The following is a 17,252-nucleotide window of genomic DNA, read 5'->3' on the forward strand; positions in this document are numbered from 1 at the left end:
TACGAACCGGCAGCCGTTAAATGAGCCCCCACATACTTGCGCTTAAAACAAAAAATTAGGCAGGATGTTAGTCTTAAATTATACTGAAAGAGTGACGATCCTCCAAAGATTTTGTTTATTAAGAAGTGAAAGATGCGGTGAAAATAAATGATAAAATTTCGAAATGTTTCAAAAGTATATCAAGAAAATGCTGTTTTGTCCGATGTGAATTTAACAATCCAACAAGGCGAATTTTTTGTATTAGTAGGGCCGAGTGGTAGTGGAAAAACGACGACTTTGAAAATGATTAATCGGCTCATTGAGCCAACGACAGGTGAAGTGGCTCTCAATGAACAAGCGGTAACCAATTATCCTTTACGTGAATTACGACTAAAAATTGGCTATGTTCTTCAGCAAATTGCCTTATTTCCTAACTTAACCGTGGCGGAAAATATTGAGTTGATTCCTGAAATGAAAAAATGGCCCAAAGAGCAACGCAGAGAGCGAACCATTGAACTATTGAAAAAAGTTCAGCTGGATCCTGAGGAATATCTGCATCGTAAGCCAGCAGCGCTTTCAGGAGGCGAACAACAACGTATCGGAATTTTACGCGCCATTGCAGCTGAACCAGAAGTGATTTTAATGGATGAACCTTTTAGCGCGCTAGATCCAATTTCAAGACATCATCTTCAACGTTTGGTGAAAGAACTTCATCAGGAATTAGCGAGTACCATTGTTTTTGTAACCCATGATATGAATGAAGCTTTATTGTTAGGTGAGCGCATCTGTATTATGGACGCTGGCAAAATTATTCAAGTCGATACGCCAGAAGCCATTCAAAAACATCCGAAAAATAATTTTGTCGGTCAATTTTTCAAACAATCTTCGCCAGAACTAGCGAACTATTGTGGCGCTGACTTGACTGCATTTTTAGAAGCCGCAGATGAGACGATTGAGCCAGTGCCGACTGTTTTCATGGAAACCAATTTAAAAGAGATTGTCCAACTCATTAATGCGCAAGAGAAAGCAAATTTAGTAGAAAAACAACAAGTTTTAGGGTGTATCACCTCAAAAACGATTACTCGTTTTATGGAACAACTGTTGGAAAGCGAGGGACAGTAGATGCAAGCACTGATTGAAACTTTTTTCGCTCGAAAAGAAGAATATCTGCAAGCGTTAATCGAGCATATGCAATTGTCCTTTATTTCGTTATTATTCGCTGCATTGATTGCCATTCCTTTAGCCATTTATTTAACGAGTCATCGCAAGTTAGCGGAAAGTCTGTTACAAGTGACTGGGATTTTCCAAACCATCCCTTCTTTAGCCTTGCTAGGCTTACTGATTCCGTTAATTGGTATTGGTCGACCACCGGCAATTGTTGCGCTAGTGATTTATGCCTTATTCCCAATTTTACAAAACACCTATACTGGTTTGACGGAAATTGATCCTTCGTTAGAAGAAGCCGCAGAAGCATTTGGTATGAGTAAAAAAGAAAAATTGTTTAAGTTTGAGATACAAATGGCGTTACCATTTATTATTTCTGGGATTCGAACGGCTACCGTTTTAATTATTGGTACGGCCACATTGGCAGCGTTAATTGGAGCAGGCGGTTTAGGGACCTTCATTTTATTAGGAATTGATCGAAATAATTTATCGTTGATTTTTATTGGAGCTCTTTCATCAGCTGCACTAGCAGTCTTATTTAATTATGGAATTCATTGGTTGGAAAAAGCGAATGGGCGGCGACTAATCATTGGCGGTACTATTTTAGGCCTTTTGTTAGGTGGTTCATTTTTCTGGAATCAACAAACTTCTTCAAAGGAAAAACAGCTGACAATTGCTGGCAAATTAGGAGCGGAACCAGATATTATTATTAATATGTATAAAGCCTTAATTGAAGAAAATAGCGACATTCAGGTGACGTTAAAGCCAAACTTTGGCAAGACTACTTTTTTATATAATGCCTTGAAATCAGATGAAATCGATCTTTATCCAGAATTTACAGGAACAGTGATCGAGACCTTTTTAAAAAATCCTCCTCAGCTAGACAATCAACCTCAAGTAGTCTATGAAGCGGCACGCGCTGGCTTGAAAAAACAAGAAAACCTTACTTTGCTGAAACCGATGCGCTATGAAAATACGTATGCCGTCGCAGTTAAGCGCTCATTTGCAAAAGAGCATCAATTAAAAACGATTAGTGATTTACAGAAAATTAGCAATCAGTTGAAAGCAGGTTTTACGTTAGAATTTATTGATCGGCAAGATGGTTATAAGGGATTACAAGAAAAATATCATTTAAATCTGAATGTTCAATCGATGGAACCGGCGCTACGCTATCAAGCGATTAATAATGGTGAGGTAAATGTGATTGATGCCTATTCAACGGATAGTGAATTGAGACAATACGATTTAGTAACGTTAGAAGATGATCAAGCGCTATTTCCGCCTTATCAAGGAGCACCACTTATTAAAACAGCAACGTTGGAAAAATATCCAGAATTAGCAGAAATATTGAATAAATTGGCAGGAAAAATTAGCGAAGAAGAAATGAGTGAAATGAATTATCAAGTCAATGTGGAAGGGCAAGATCCTAGCATAGTGGCGAAAGACTATTTAAAAGAAAAGAATCTTCTTAAATAAGTATTTTTTACTGAAAAAGACTGGTATATAAACATTTATCCAGTCTTTTTCAGATAAATAAAGAGTTTAATGTGAAAAGTACCTGTATTTTTACTCATTTTTGGATATAATAAAAGAAATGAATGGAGAGGAGTGGTCTATATGAAAAAAGCAGAACGTCAACGTTTGATTAAACAATTAATTATGCAACAAGAAATTGAAACACAAGATGAATTAATCACTCGTTTGGAAGAACTTGGCGTCCGAGCCACTCAAGCGACTGTTTCAAGAGATATCCGTGAAATGAGTATTGTTAAAACACATGGTGCAGATGGTCGTGTCAAATATGCAATTTTTTCTCAAGCACAAGGCACAAGCAGTGAAGAGAAATTACGAGAATCAGTGAAAGATTCAGTTGTTCGAATGGAGCGAGTACAATTTATTGTCATCTTGCATACAGAGATGGGAAATGCCGATGTGGTGAGTAACTTTTTAGATGAAGTAGCTTATCCGGAAGTGGCGGGTACAGTGGCTGGTGCGGATACGATTATTGTGATTACACGTTCAGAAGAGGATGCGGAACACTTTATCGAACGCATCGAAAATATGATTTTTTAAAATTGAAAGCATCAATAGAAGGGAGTTTTTTTCTTGGTAGAATTGAAAGCGCTACAAAATGGTTCGGATATTCGGGGAATTGCTTTGGATACGGAAGAGCAAACTGCAACATTAACCGCAACAGCAGTAGCCGAGATTGCGGTGGGCGTGGTTCGTTGGTTACAGGATAAAAAACAGCTGCCACGAAAGGCACAACAGCGCCTGACAATTGCAATCGGACATGATAGTCGTCTAACGGCGGAGCCGATTAAGCAAGCATTAGTAGATACGTTTCTTTCATTAGGTATTCAGGTGATTGACGTTGGTTTAGCTACGACGCCTGCTATGTTTATGGCTACTCAATTTCCAACGCTTCAATGTGATGCAGCGATTATGATTACAGCTAGCCATTTGCCTTACTATTTTAATGGCTTGAAGTTCTTCACAGCAGAAGGTGGAGCAGAAAAAGAAGATATTCGGTATATTTTATCTCATACTGATCCGCTGACAGCCAATGAAAATGGCACACTGATGAAGCAAGAGTTACTGCCAATTTATGCGGAGCATTTGGTGGAAAAAATCCGCCAAGGAATTCATTCGCTAGAAGAGAAACCTTTACAGGGCTTTCGAATTATCGTTGATGCGGGTAATGGGGCTGGGGGCTTCTTTGCGGAGCAGGTTCTTCAAGTTTTGGGCGCTGATACGACGGGATCACAGTTTTTAGAACCAGATGGGCATTTTCCTAATCATGTACCTAATCCAGATAATTCTGAAGCAATGAAAAGTATTCAAACGGCTGTTTTAGCTAATCAAGCAGATTTGGGCATTATTTTTGATACAGATGTAGATCGTTCGGCTGTGGTGGACCAATCAGGTGAGGTACTAAACCGAAATAATTTAATTGCTGTTTTAGCGGCAATCGTTTTAAAAGAAGCGCCTGGTAGTTATATTGTGACAAATTCGCCAACCTCAAGTCATTTAAAAACATTTATTGAGGAAAAAGGCGGCCAACAGATTCGTTATATTTCTGGTTACCGAAATGTCATTAATAAAATGATTGAATTGAATCATGGGGGCTTTCAGACACCGTTAGCCATTGAAACCAGTGGTCATGCAGCGTTTCAAGAAAACTACAATCTGGATGATGGTGCATATGTCGTGGCGAAAATTTTAATGTTGTTACCAGAATTGAAACAAAACAATCAAACGTTAGGTGATCTAATTGCTACATTGAAGCAACCGGCAGAAACCAACGAATTTCGCTTTAAAATTACTGCGGAGGATGTTACTTGTTATGGGCAACAAGTCTTGCGAGACTTTGAATTGTTTGTAGAAAATCAAGCAGACTTTGCTGTGGACCGTGAAAACCAAGAAGGTGTTCGAGGAAACGTGTCTGGTCAATATGGCAGTGGGTGGTTTTTGCTACGCTTAAGTCTGCATGAACCGTTGCTTGTTCTTCAGGTAGAGAATGACCAAAGCGATAAAAATGCGTGTGTCATCGAAAAAATTGCCACTTTTTTACAAAAATACGAGGAAATAGATAGTCAGCAAATAGAAAAATAATCTAGGAAATTAAAGGTGTTCTTATGGAAAATGTCTTAAAAGGAAAACACATTGGCTTTTCTCATTTTAGAGAAGAATATATCGAACATATTGCAAAACAGCAATGGGATAATGAATTGCTTCGGCATTTGAGCTGGGATGCTTTACATCCGTGGGGGCTTGAAGAATGGAAAGATTTCACGATTAATAAAGGAGAAGATGATCGATTTCTATTTGCTATTTTAGAAAATACGACAGAGGAATTTATTGGTTGGGTTTCGTTGTCTGATGTACAGTTGAAAAATAGAGGGGCCAATTTAGGGATTGCTATTTTACAAAAAGAGCAACGTGGTCAAGGATATGGCTTTGAGGCGGTGTCTTTAATTTGTAAATTTGCTTTTTATGAATTGGGCTTGCACAAAATCAGATTAGCTGTCAATAGTAACAATCAAAAAGCGATTCATGTTTATGAAAAAGTAGGCTTCAAAAAAGAAGGAATTGATAGAGAAGCGTTATTTCAAGATGGCCAATGGCTGGATATCTACAATTACGGAATTTTACAAAAAGAGTGGCTACAAATGATTAAGGCTGAGAGTTAGCTCAGGAACTGTTTAACACCAAGACACTGAGCAAACGCAGATATACCGTTCTCAGCAGTGAATGTGCGGTAAAATAAAAAAACAGAAGAAATCGGCGGTTACCGTCCGATTTCTTCTGTTTTTTTTACCATAGGCCAGGCGCTGCAGTCACAACGATTTGTTTTTTTGTAAACGGATGGAGTAAATGAAGTTGTGAAGCATGGAGCATTAAACGAGCTGCCTGCGATTTTGGGTTGTATAACGGATCACCAATAATTGGATGCCCTTCGCTAGCTAAATGGACCCGAATTTGGTGCGTCCGACCTGTTTCTAAAACACAGGTAACTGCGGTTTGATTATTAGAAAGAGCTTTGACCACTTGGACATGTGTAATCGCTGAATCCCCTTTTTGAGGATCAATCCGTCGTTTCCGGCGATCATGCCGATCACGACCAATCGGCTGATTGATTGTCTGTTCTTTTTGGTTAAAGTGACCAGCTACAATCGCTTGATATTGGCGGTAAATTTGTTTTGTTTCTAATAAACGCCCTAAAATAGGTAAGACAAAAGGATTTTTAGCAAAGACAATCGCACCACTGGTTTCTTTATCTAATCGATGAACGACATAAGGGACCTGATTTTTCTCGGCTAAATAGGCAGCAACATGATTTAACAAGGTGTCTGTTTCCTGTGGCTGATTTGGATGGGTTTTAATGCCATAAGGTTTATTTACAATCATTAAATGTTCATCTTCATATAGAACCTTCACACGCGTTGCTTCCCCCAAATGAATAGTGGGACGTACATAATCGGTTTCTTCAAACGTTAAGGTGACACAATCGCCAGCTTGGACTGGAAAATGAAAAGCAGCTGTTTCTCCGTTGATTTTGACATTTTTTCGCGTGCGTAAAAAATGGCGCACTTTTCGAGGGACTAGCCACTCATTTTCTAATAGTTCTTTTACAGTCATTGTTGAAAAATTTTCAGGTAATCTCATTGAATATTCCACCAAATCCCACCTTTCACTGATTCGCTATTTAGTGTAACAAAGCTGCTCAAAAGGTCAAGTCAGAACGGAAAAAAAGCTGAAATTTGTTAGAAAGGCAGTTCCTTGAGAGATTCTTAAACAAATTTACATAAAAAACGAAGAAAAGCATGATAGAATAGAGGCTAAATAAAGACTCGTTTCTAAGCGTAAGCAATTATTTACCTCTAGTGAAGGCCATATTTCCTTTGCTACAGCGAAAAGATCATTGAAATTGTTTTTCAAGAATTTTTCATGCTTTAGACCTAGGTCGTACCCACAAGAATATGGTAGACTTAGCCAAGAAACGTAAACAGAGGGAGTACTATGGACAATCTTAAACAATTTTTTAGTAAAGTCGGTGTCGGATTACGTCATTTTTGGACGTGGATAAAGCCTTATTTAATACAATTCCATCAAGCCAGAAAGCGGATTTGGAAAAAGTATCAAATCAATAAAATTTTCTTGTTAATTGGTTTGGTAGTCGCTTTAGGTGCCAGTATTTATTTATTTTACTTAGCCAAGTCCGCAAACGTTGAGACCCTAAAATCGGGGCTAAGTGAATCAACGCGCGTTTATGATGAGTCAGGAGAGGAAGTCGGAAAATTATTCGGACAAAAAGGGACTTTTGTGGAACTGGATAATATTTCTCCTTATATTCAAGATGCGGTTATTTCAACTGAAGATCGCGGGTTTTATCAACATAAAGGGTATTCCATTAAAGGGATTGCTCGTGCGGTTGTTGGAAAATTGACCTTCGGGAAAATCGGTGGCGGTGGTGGCGGAAGTACAATTACGCAACAATTAGCCAAAAATGCTTACTTAACGCAAGAGCAAACGTTAGATAGGAAAGCCAGAGAATTATTTTTAGCGATTGAAATCGAAAAGAAATATTCGAAAAAAGATATCTTAGCAATGTATTTAAATAATTCTTATTTTGGTAATGGTGTCTGGGGCGTGCAAGATGCAGCTCGTAAATATTTTGGCGTGGATGCGTCCCAAGTTACAGTGGGGGAAGCCGCAACGCTAGCGGGCATGTTAAAAGGGCCAGGAATCTATAACCCAATTGATTACATTGACAATGCCACAGCGCGACGGAATACCGTTTTACAACTTATGGTCGACAATAAAAAACTGTCTCAAGAAGAAGCCAATCAAGAAGCGAGTGTTAACTTAGCGAGTCTATTAAATGACACCTATGTTGGCGACGAAAATAGTTACAAATATCCATATTATTTTGATGCGGTAATTGATGAAGCAGTCAATCGTTATAAATTTAAAGAAGAAGATATTTTAAATAAGGGCTACAAGATTTATACTTCTTTAAATCAAAAATATCAAGATGCGATGGATGCAACTTATAAAAATGATGCACTATTTCCACCCAATGCAGAAGATGGTGCCATGGTTCAGAGTGGTTCTGTAGCCATTGATCCGAAAACCGGCGGCGTGCAAGCACTGGTGGGCGGTCGAGGGGAACACGTTTATCGAGGCTTTAACTTTGCAACGCAAACAAAACGTTCACCAGGCTCGTCCTTAAAACCAATTTCAGTCTATACGCCAGCTTTAGAGGCTGGCTATAAACCAGACTCTGTTTTAGAAGATAAACCACAAGATTATTATCCAGCGCAAAACTATAGCCGCACGTACAGTGGAGAAGTTCCTATGTACCAAGCCTTAGGAGAAAGCTTAAATTTACCAGCGGTATGGTTATTACATCAAATTGGTTTAGATAAAGGCTATGAAAAAACAGAGAAATTTGGCATTCCATTATCAGAAAAAGATCGGTACTATGGTTTAGCCCTTGGGGGATTACAAACGGGTGTTTCGCCACTAACTATGGCGGGAGCTTATAGTGCCTTTGCCAATGAAGGCTATAAAACTGAAACGCATTTAATTACAAAAATCGTCGACTCAACTGGCGCAATTGTAGTTGATAATACGAAAGTCAAGAAAGAACAAGTCATTACCAAAGATGTTGCAGATGGGATTACAAGTATGCTACTAGGGGTCTTTAGTTCTGGGAGCGGGGTCAACGCACAACCAGCAGGCTACGTAATGGCTGGTAAAACAGGTACGACAGAAACCAACTTCGATAGTAGTAAAACGAACGATCAGTGGGTGATTGGTTATACACCAGAAGTTGTCATTGCTACTTGGTTAGGCTTCCAAGAAACCAGTAAAACCCATTATCTGGAAGGTAGTAGCGCCACATATGCCTCTCAGGTGTTCAACAGTCAAGCCAGTGGCATCTTGCCACAAGTCAAACAAGCACAATTTCCTGTCGCGGATGCTTATGCCACAGGTGGGAAAGTTGTTGATAGCAACGATAGTTTAACCGGTGGTGCCAATTCTAATTGGCGGGATAACTTAAAAGACTTTGGAAACTCTGTTCAAGATGGCGCTAGCAATTTCGGAGATACATTGAATGAAGTTGGGGGACAAATTAAAGACGGCGCGAAAAAAGTCAAAGACAAGATTGAAGGAATTTTCGGAGGCTTATTAGGAAATTAGTTGGGAAAACCTAAGAGAAATGGTACAATAAAGATGAAACTATTGAGAAAAGAGGGATTCCATTGAGTAACATTTATGATACAGCCAATCAGATTGAACGTGAACTACGTGAGTTAGACGAATTTAAAGCATTACAAGCAGCGTATGAAGAAGTAAAAGCAGACGAAGCAGCTTACACATTGTTTAAAGAATTCCAAGGATTCCAACAAGGACTTCAAGAAAAACAAATGCGCGGCGAAGAATTCACGGATGAAGATGCTGAAAAAGCACAAAGCATTGCAACGAAAGTGCAAGAAACAGCAGTTATCAACGAATTAATGCAAAAAGAACAAGCGTTTAGCTTAGTTGTCAATGATTTAAACCGAATTATCATGACTCCTGTGCGTGATATGTATAACGATTAATTTACGTAATTGAACTCTGACAAGTTGTCTATAAGACAATTTGTCAGAGTTTTTCTTTTACTGAAAATAAAAAAACGAACAAATTTTCGTATGTTTTTACTGACCAAGCTGGCAGAAAATGATATGATAAAGGAAGGAGAAAAGGAGGGGAAACGATGAAACTATTGCATACAGCTGATTTACACATGGATCGGTCTTTTGAAGGGTTAACTGGGATCCCGACAGCCTTAGCGAAGCGCTTAAGAGAAGCTAATCAACAATTGTTAATGAATATCGTAACAGTTGCCATTCGAGAAGCGGTGGACTTGGTTATTTTTGCAGGAGATACGTTTCATCAAAGTCAGACCTCTATTTCAATGCAAGCCCAATTGATGGCCGCATTAGAACAGTTGAAACAAGCAGAAATCCCTGTGATTCTAACATTTGGGAATCATGATTACTATAAAAAAGACCGCTATTGGTTTTCTTTTCCAGACAATGTCTTTTTATTTGAAAAAGAAATGGTTGAGACACTGTATTTTGAAACGAAAGCGGGCGAACAAGTGGCTGTTTCAGGGTTTAGTTATGAGCATCCCTGGATTGATGAAAATAAAGCACTAGAATTTCCTATCAAACAAGCAGAATCTGACATTCATATTGGGATTTATCATGGAGACACCAGTCGGAAAGCGCAACAAAATTATGCTCCGTTTACATGGAAGGATTTAAAAGCCACTGGCTATAATTATTGGGCATTGGGCCACATTCATCAGCCGCAAATTGTTAGTGAACAACCGCTAATTGTTTATCCTGGAACACCTCAAGGGCACACGAAAAAAGAACAGTCTTTACAAGGGGTTGCAGTGGTCACACTTTCCCAAAATCAAGCGACTGTTCAATTTGAAAAAGTCGCAGAAATAGATTGGACGAATGAAGAAGTATCTCTGGCGCAATGCCGTGACACCCAAAGCGTTTTGTCTTATCTTGAAACCAGTTTGCTGACGAAGTGGCATGCGCATCAGCAACAGCAATTGATGGCGTTGACACTGAAAGAAACGCAACATTTGGATGTGACCGTGGTGCAAGCCATTGTCAATGGTGAACTATTAAGCTACTTACAGCAGCAGCTTTTACAAAAAACGCAAGGTGATTTTTTTGTTTATCGCCTAATATTGCAAGCAGAGGAACCAACGAAAGAACCGATCTATTTAGCCGCTAGTCCCAACTTATTAACGGCATTAGAAAAAACATACTTAGATCCAGTTATTTTTGAAGATACCACCAAGGAATTGTTACGTTATCCAGAATTTGCTGGAATTTTTTCAATGGATGAGCAGTGGCGATTAGAGAGCTTGCGCCTAGCACATGAGCAAATTAATGAAGACTTTACTATTCAGGAGGACCCACTATGAAATTACTTGCAGTAGAGATTGTGGGCTTTGGAAAATGGCAACAACAGAAAATTACATTTGAATCTGGTAATCAATTGCTGTACGGCGCAAATGAAGTTGGCAAGTCCACATTGTATCAATTCATTCAAGCAATGCTGTTTGGTTTTCCCACAAAGGGTAAAAGAAAACGCGATTACGCACCTAAAAATGGTGGCTCGTATGGTGGTCGTTTGTGGTTGGCACATCCTGTGTTTGGGGAAGTTCAAGTCGAGCGTTTTAAAGAAAAAAATAAAGGGCAAGCAATCATTTATTATCAACAACAAATGGGGGATGAAAAAACCTTACAGCAAATGTTACATCCGCTAACGAAAAAGTTATTTCAAGAGGTTTTTACTTTCCAACAAGAACAATTAATTACGAGTGACAAGTTGACAGAAGAGGAACTGCAAACATCCTTGTTAGCCATTGGTGTTTCTGGTAGTCAACAACTTTTGACTTACCGAAATGCGTACTTTAAAGAAGCACAAAAAATCTTTAAAGGCAAAGGGCAGCAGCCATTACTCAATCAGAAGTTGGCGGCTTATCAAGAACTAAAAGAGCAAATTCAAGAGAAAGAAGCGCAGCAACAAACTTTTCAACAATTAGAAGAAACGATTCGCGAAACAGAACAACAGCGAGTGACACTGCAACAGCAATTAAAAGAAACGCAACAGGACTTGTTACAGGTTGCGGAACAGCAACGTCACTTTCCCTTGTACGAAGAATGGCAGTCGCTACCTGAAGAAACAGAGAACGTTGTTTTAGTAAAAGAAGACCAAGTTCAATTAGAAGAAACCTTTCAAGAATATATGTACCTAGACAAAGAACGACAACGTTTGACCAAAGAGTTATCTCTTCAGTCAGAAGCGCTTGATGTTCCAGAAGGCTATGCTTTTTACCTAGAACAAGAAGCATTGATTCAACAATTGTTGAATCAACGCTATGATATGCAACAATTGATGACGGAATCGGAATGGATGACCCAAACCTTTGAGCAAAATCGTCAAGAAATGGTCCTTTTAGAGAACGAATGGTCATGGTCGCCTGAACGACCACCACAGCTTTTTTATGACAACGAAACCGTTCAAAAGTGGCGCCAACAACAAGTTGCGTATACGCAAGCTCTTCAAAAAGGCCAAGAACAGAAAGCATTCTTGGCTTCTCAAATTGAAAATCTGGAAGACCAGTTAACGGATTTTGAAAAAGAGCATGCCGCATTTTTTGGTGAAGCGACGCGTGCCCAAAAAGCGCAGAAAACAAGTCAGCCACTATGGTTATTGTCAGGAAGTCTCCTTACATTACTGGGTTTCTTTTTGCCGAGCCCTTTAAAATGGGGCCTAGTTCTCGTGGGAGTTAGTCTTATCGCAAAAGAAGTGATTGGCTACGCCACTAGAAAAGAAGCGTCCTCAGATGAAGTGAAAGAAGAATGGCAGACGAAACTTTCGCAACTAGATTATTTAAATGAACAGTTCCAACAAGCGTTGAATCAAGAACGTGAGGCACAACTGCAAGTGGAACAACTTGAACAAGCAGTAGCGGAGCAAGCCCAACTTCATCAATTAGGAAAAATGAATCAAATTGATACTTTAATGAATCAGCGGGAATTGATTACGCGCTATTTATTGCTTGTTCAAACAAATGAAGAACTCATGAGTCAATTGAAGGAAAATCAACAAAAACGCCAAGTATTTGAAGAACAAGTCTTCCCATTGATGACGCATTTACCCTTGCAAGGAAAGAGCCTTTCCGAAAAGCTACACTTTTTAGAAGGGTTTGCTGAAGAAATGGAGAAAGTTCGCTTTGCTCAAGAGTATCAAGCAGATGGCTATCTCAAACAGCAGTTACGAGAGTTGAAAACTAAACAGCAAGAAGCATTAACACGAATTCAGCCTTTACTAATTCGTTATCGGATTCTATCAATCGCTGATGTTCCAATGAGGATTCAACAGCTGACCACTCAGCAAGCTCAAGTTGGTCGTGGGCAAGAATTAGCGACACAATTAGGCAATCTGTTTCCAGAAGCGGTAACAGAGGCAACGTTAAAAGACCGTTCTTTACAACTGGCGCAGCAACAAGCACTGGTAGAAAGCCAGTTAAATAAAATACAAGAACAGTATCAAGCGCTGATTTATGAAAAACAACAATTAATGACGGATGGTACCTTAGATGAGTTGTATCAACGCCAAGCGATTTTAAAAGCGGAAATCAAAGAACTAGCTCAACGTTGGTCTGGGTATCAACTGGCGGGGCAACTGTTAATGGACCTATTAACAGAGCTTTCGGAACAACAATTGCCCAGCTTATTACAGTATGCATCAAGCTACTTTGCACTTTTAACAAATCAGCGTTATCAATCAATCCAAGTAGCCGAAGGTCAACTAGTTGCGGTGACGAAAGAACAAGAAATGTTTTATTTACATGAATTATCAACTGGCACTAAAGATCAATTGATGATGGCTGTTCGTTTTGCCTTTTTAGCAGTCCAAGGCGAGCAACTGGTTTGTCCAATTATCATTGATGATGGCTGGTTACACTATGATCATCAAAGAAAAGCCCAATTAGCTGAATTATTTACTAAGTTTGGTCAAAAACAGCAAGTCATTTGTTTTTCTTCTGACCAAGAAATGGTAAGCTATTATCAGGACTTACAACAAAGAGTAATTGCGTTAGAAGGAGGAAGCGTCAAGTGAAAAAATTACGTGAATTAACAGTAGAAGAACTTTTTGAATCATTTGTTCTAATTAAAAATGCCGATGTGCGTGTAGCTAAAAATGGGAAAAAGTTTATTGCCTTTACCTTTCAAGACACATCTGGCACGATTGACGGAAAATATTGGGACGCCTCTGAGGATGAAATTACACGATTTACTGCGGGAAACGTTGTTTTACTGAATGGGAAACGAGAAGTTTATCAAAACAAACCCCAAGTAAAAATTTTACACATGCGTTTAGCGACAGCAGAGGAACCAAGCCAGCCAAGTTTATATATGGAACGAGCGCCTTTGAAAAAAGAAGAGATGGTCGAGGAAATCAATCAAGTGATTTTTGAAATTACCAATGCTCATTGGAATCGTATTGTGCGCTATCTCATGACGAAATACCAACAAGAATTTTATGAATTTCCTGCAGCCAAACGGAACCATCATGCTTTTGCGAATGGCTTAGCTTACCACACTGTCTCAATGTTGCGCCTAGGCAAAGCAATTGCTAAGGAATATCCTGAAATTAACACGTCACTATTATACGCGGGGATTATTTTACATGACTTAGGAAAAGTTTTAGAGTTATCTGGTGCTATTACGACAGAATATACGGTGGCAGGGAACTTAATTGGTCATTTAGTTTTGGTGGATGAGGAAATTACCAAGGCGTGTCTGGCTTTGAAAATTGATGATCGAGAAGAAGACGTTGTCGTTCTTCGGCACATGGTCTTAGCCCACCATGGACTGTTGGAATATGGCTCACCTGTGCGACCAAGAATTATGGAAGCGGAAATCTTACATCAAATTGATACCATGGATGCGTCCATTCAAATGATGCTAGGGGCCATTCGTCAAACACAGCCTGGGGAGTATACGGAACGAATCTTTGGTTTAGATAACCGCAGTTTCTATGTTCCAAAAGATAAATAAAAAAAGGGAGTGGTCAATCGACCACTCTCTTTTTTATGCTTATTTAGAAGAAGATTCTGTTGTTTTGCTTGAAGAATCTGTTGCTTTTTCAGAGTCGCTTGTTTTGGTATCACTTGTTTTAGAATCACTTGATTTTGATTCTTTTTTCTCTGAAGAAGAGCTTGAAGATTCAGTTTGCATGTAGCCTGCTAAAGCGTTCTTGAAGGCATCATCTTTAATTTTCACATTGGCCGCTTTTAATTCGTCACTAATAACTTTTGATTGGAATGTTGGGTCGGCTAATTTTGTATCTTCAGCAATTTTCTTGATCTCTTTTTCATAAGGTTTCATGTCATTGCCTTTTGCTTTGTTTTTCGTCATTTTCACTACATAGTAAGTTGTTTGGTACGTTTGTGCGTTTGTTGCAGCAATTGGTTCTGATACTTCGCCATCTTTTAGTTTGAAGGCTGCTTCTTTAACTTCGGCAGGAACAGTTGTTGATTGTGAATCAAATTTGATTTTACCGCCGTCTTTTTTCGTTGCAGCATCGGTTGATTTGTCTTTAGCAATTTTTGCGAAATCGCCGCCGTCAGTAATTTCTTTCTTGACAGCTTTTGCATCATCTTCTGAAGCAACTTGGATAATTTGTGCTTCTACTTCTGGATGGAAGCTTGCCCAAGCTGTTTTTAAGTCTTCATCTGTAATTTTCAAATGATCTTTCAAACCTACTTGCATTGCTTCGGCTTGTTTTAATTGTTTCTTGAATGATTTTTCAGTCAAACCAGCTTGTGTTAGTGCATCAGAGAATTTTCCGCCTTGCGCTTCCACTTGTTTTTTAGCGTCATCAAATTTCTTTTGAATGGCTTTGTCAGTTACTTTGTCGCCATATTTTTCTTCAAAGACTTTATAAATAACCATTTGGCTAAACGCTTGTTGGCTCGTGCTTTGTTCTTTAATTTGGTTATAAAAATCATCAACAGTAATTGTTGAACCTTTCATTGTTGCGATATCTTTTGAACCGCTTGAACACGCTGCTAAACTAAAAACGGCCATTGCGCCCGCTGCAGCTAAGATTAGTTTTTTCTTCATTCTCTTATGCACTCCTGTTTTTTTTAGTTTTATTTCTGTTATAACTATACCATACCTCATTTTGAAAAAGAAAGAGTCTCAGGCATAGTTTCAAACAAAATTCGTATTTACGTCACACTTTTTATTTTTTTAATAACAAAAGAAATAATTAACATCAAAGACTTTACTTTTGCTTGTTAGTTTGTGTGTCAGGTAATTCAGCCGTGATTTTAGCAATTTGTTCTTTAATTTGAGCAATCCGAGGTTCCGCTTGGAATTTGAAATCAGTGATTTCTTGTTGCAGGTCTTTTGAAAATTCAGTTGCCAGTGGAACGTTTTCTTCGACAACTGCCAAATTTCGTTGCACCTGATCCCAGTCATTCGTGACTTGATTTTTCAGTGAACGATAGTCCTCTAGCTCATTGATTAAATGTTGTCGTGTTTCTTTCCCGCTTCTTGGAGCAGCCAACAAGCCGCCAATGGTACCGGCAGCTGCGCCAAAAAAGAGGCCTTTAATAAATTTTTTCATTTAGTTCACCTGCTTTGCAATGGTCTCAGCAATTTCTTGCATCGCTTCGGCGGAATAGTCCTCTTGATGGTTGCCAAAATGAATAGAGAAATCATCTTCTTTTGAATAACGGGGAATCAAATGGACGTGGGAATGGAAAACGGATTGATAAGCCACTTCCTTATTGTTATTTAAAATGTTTAATCCTTCCATTTCTGGAAAAGCTTTTTCTAATGCTCGTGCTACTTTAGGAATACGAGCAAAGACGTCGCTTGCTAAAACGTCATTATATTCAAAAATATCAGCAACGTGTTGTTTTGGAATCATTAAGGTATGTCCTTTGGTCACTTGTGTGATGTCTAAAAACGCATAGACTTTCTCGTCTTCATAGACTTTATAACTTGGGATTTCGCCGTTGATAATTTTACAAAAAATACAATCATTCATGAAAAATTCCTCTTTTCTCTAGGTTCTTTCCTTTACTTTACCACAAGTTGATTTCTCTGTGGATGAAAAAGTACGTGAGTTCGCTAAAAAGTTCGTTTCATTTCGTGTATAATAAGAGAAAGAAAAAAATCCATTTAATTAAGGGAGTAATTTTTGAATTCTTGGTTCGCTTAGGGTTTAATAATGGTAGAGAGAAAAGGTTGGAGGCAAAAGAAATGAGCTTAACAATTGAACATTTAACAGGAGGTTACGGCCATATTCCTGTCTTAAAAGATATTAATTTTGACGTCAAGTCTGGTGAAATGGTTGGTTTAATCGGCTTGAATGGTGCGGGGAAAAGTACCACCATCAAAAATATTATTGGGTTACTTACGCCGCAAAAAGGCAAAATTATGATTGACGGGGAAACATTGCAACAAGCCCCTGAAGAATATCGTAAAAAAATCGGGTATATTCCGGAAACACCTTCTTTATATGAAGAATTAACATTGAAAGAGCATATCGAAGTAACGGCCTTGGCTTATGATATTCCATTAGAAGAAGCGTTCAAACGAGCAGAACCATTACTAAAAACGTTCCGTTTAGACAATAAATTGGAATGGTTTCCTGCTAATTTTTCAAAAGGCATGAAACAAAAAGTCATGGTACTTTGTGCATTCTTAATTGAACCGAGTTTATATATTATTGATGAACCTTTTCTAGGCTTAGATCCTTTAGCAATTCATGCTTTATTAGAATTAATGGATACGATGCGTAAGCAAGGGGCAGCGATTTTAATGTCCACGCATATTTTAGCAACAGCTGAAAAATATTGTGATCGTTTTGTGGTACTACACGAAGGGAAATTACGGGCAAACGGTACAATGGCTGAATTACGTGCAGAATTTAATTTACCAGAGTCTTCTTTAGATGATATTTATCTTGCCTTGACGAAGGAAGAAAAGGTGGGGTAA

The 17,252-nt window shown here is 38.6% G+C and carries 15 protein-coding genes; 11 read left to right on the forward strand and 4 right to left on the reverse strand.

All coding sequences use genetic code 11. The annotated features are described in order from the left end of the window. The first annotated feature begins 147 nt into the window (after positions 1–147). From IGL86_RS02120 to IGL86_RS02140, 5 genes are all read left to right on the forward strand, one after another. The gene (locus IGL86_RS02120) at positions 148–1,101 is read left to right on the forward strand and encodes an ABC transporter ATP-binding protein (RefSeq protein ID WP_033625969.1); all 954 of its coding nucleotides are present in this window, start codon (positions 148–150) and stop codon (positions 1,099–1,101) included. Further along, a complete protein-coding gene (locus IGL86_RS02125) occupies positions 1,102–2,619 on the forward strand; it encodes an ABC transporter permease/substrate-binding protein (RefSeq protein ID WP_033625968.1) in 1,518 nt (505 codons plus the stop codon). Positions 2,620–2,760: 141 nt separating this feature from the next. Further along, positions 2,761–3,216 carry an arginine repressor gene (gene argR, locus IGL86_RS02130; RefSeq protein ID WP_002355509.1) on the forward strand — a complete coding sequence of 152 codons (456 nt, stop codon included), beginning with the start codon at positions 2,761–2,763 and terminating at the stop codon, positions 3,214–3,216. 33 nt (positions 3,217–3,249) lie between these two features. Beyond that, entirely contained in the window at positions 3,250–4,758 is a 1,509-nt protein-coding gene (locus IGL86_RS02135; RefSeq protein WP_002375919.1) for a phosphoglucomutase, read from the forward strand. 23 nt (positions 4,759–4,781) lie between these two features. Beyond that, positions 4,782–5,336: a GNAT family N-acetyltransferase gene (locus tag IGL86_RS02140; RefSeq protein ID WP_002367997.1), complete on the forward strand. Its 555-nt coding sequence runs from the start codon at positions 4,782–4,784 to the stop codon at positions 5,334–5,336. A 124-nt stretch (positions 5,337–5,460) separates the two neighbouring features. Here the strand turns inward: IGL86_RS02140 and IGL86_RS02145 are convergent, their stop codons facing one another. Continuing rightward, positions 5,461–6,324, reverse strand: a complete 864-nt coding sequence (locus tag IGL86_RS02145) for an RluA family pseudouridine synthase (protein ID WP_010710803.1) — start codon at positions 6,322–6,324, stop codon at positions 5,461–5,463. A 342-nt stretch (positions 6,325–6,666) separates the two neighbouring features. Here IGL86_RS02145 and IGL86_RS02150 point away from each other — a divergent pair, with 342 nt between their 5' ends. The 5 genes from IGL86_RS02150 to IGL86_RS02170 all read left to right on the forward strand — a co-directional run bounded on the left by IGL86_RS02150 (position 6,667) and on the right by IGL86_RS02170 (position 14,297). Next, positions 6,667–8,853, forward strand: coding sequence for a PBP1A family penicillin-binding protein (locus tag IGL86_RS02150; protein WP_002355517.1), 2,187 nt, complete (start codon positions 6,667–6,669; stop codon positions 8,851–8,853). Positions 8,854–8,915: 62 nt separating this feature from the next. Continuing rightward, positions 8,916–9,257, forward strand: a complete 342-nt coding sequence (locus IGL86_RS02155; RefSeq protein ID WP_002355518.1) for a YlbF family regulator — start codon at positions 8,916–8,918, stop codon at positions 9,255–9,257. A 155-nt stretch (positions 9,258–9,412) separates the two neighbouring features. Continuing rightward, positions 9,413–10,648 carry a DNA repair exonuclease gene (locus IGL86_RS02160; RefSeq protein WP_002355519.1) on the forward strand — a complete coding sequence of 412 codons (1,236 nt, stop codon included), beginning with the start codon at positions 9,413–9,415 and terminating at the stop codon, positions 10,646–10,648. After that, the gene (locus tag IGL86_RS02165; protein ID WP_033625962.1) at positions 10,645–13,356 is read left to right on the forward strand and encodes an ATP-binding protein; all 2,712 of its coding nucleotides are present in this window, start codon (positions 10,645–10,647) and stop codon (positions 13,354–13,356) included. The genes IGL86_RS02160 and IGL86_RS02165 overlap by 4 nt, the downstream gene beginning before the upstream one ends. Then, on the forward strand, positions 13,353–14,297 hold the full coding sequence (locus tag IGL86_RS02170; protein ID WP_002355522.1) for a 3'-5' exoribonuclease YhaM family protein: 945 nt from the start codon (positions 13,353–13,355) through the stop codon (positions 14,295–14,297). Before IGL86_RS02165 ends, IGL86_RS02170 begins: the two co-directional genes overlap by 4 nt. 39 nt (positions 14,298–14,336) lie before the next feature. Here IGL86_RS02170 and IGL86_RS02175 read toward each other — a convergent pair whose 3' ends face one another. From IGL86_RS02175 to IGL86_RS02185, 3 genes are all read right to left on the reverse strand, one after another. Further along, complete coding sequence (locus IGL86_RS02175; protein WP_010713893.1) at positions 14,337–15,365, reverse strand: peptidylprolyl isomerase; 1,029 nt, start codon at positions 15,363–15,365, stop codon at positions 14,337–14,339. A gap of 163 nt (positions 15,366–15,528) precedes the next feature. Beyond that, a complete protein-coding gene (locus tag IGL86_RS02180) occupies positions 15,529–15,873 on the reverse strand; it encodes a YtxH domain-containing protein (protein WP_002355526.1) in 345 nt (114 codons plus the stop codon). Continuing rightward, entirely contained in the window at positions 15,874–16,299 is a 426-nt protein-coding gene (locus IGL86_RS02185; protein WP_002355527.1) for an HIT family protein, read from the reverse strand. It abuts the gene before it with no gap. A gap of 215 nt (positions 16,300–16,514) precedes the next feature. Here IGL86_RS02185 and IGL86_RS02190 point away from each other — a divergent pair, with 215 nt between their 5' ends. Next, on the forward strand, positions 16,515–17,252 hold the full coding sequence (locus IGL86_RS02190; protein ID WP_002363160.1) for an ABC transporter ATP-binding protein: 738 nt from the start codon (positions 16,515–16,517) through the stop codon (positions 17,250–17,252).

The organism is Enterococcus sp. DIV0774 (assembly GCF_050539095.1).
Lineage (GTDB): Bacteria > Bacillota > Bacilli > Lactobacillales > Enterococcaceae > Enterococcus > Enterococcus faecalis.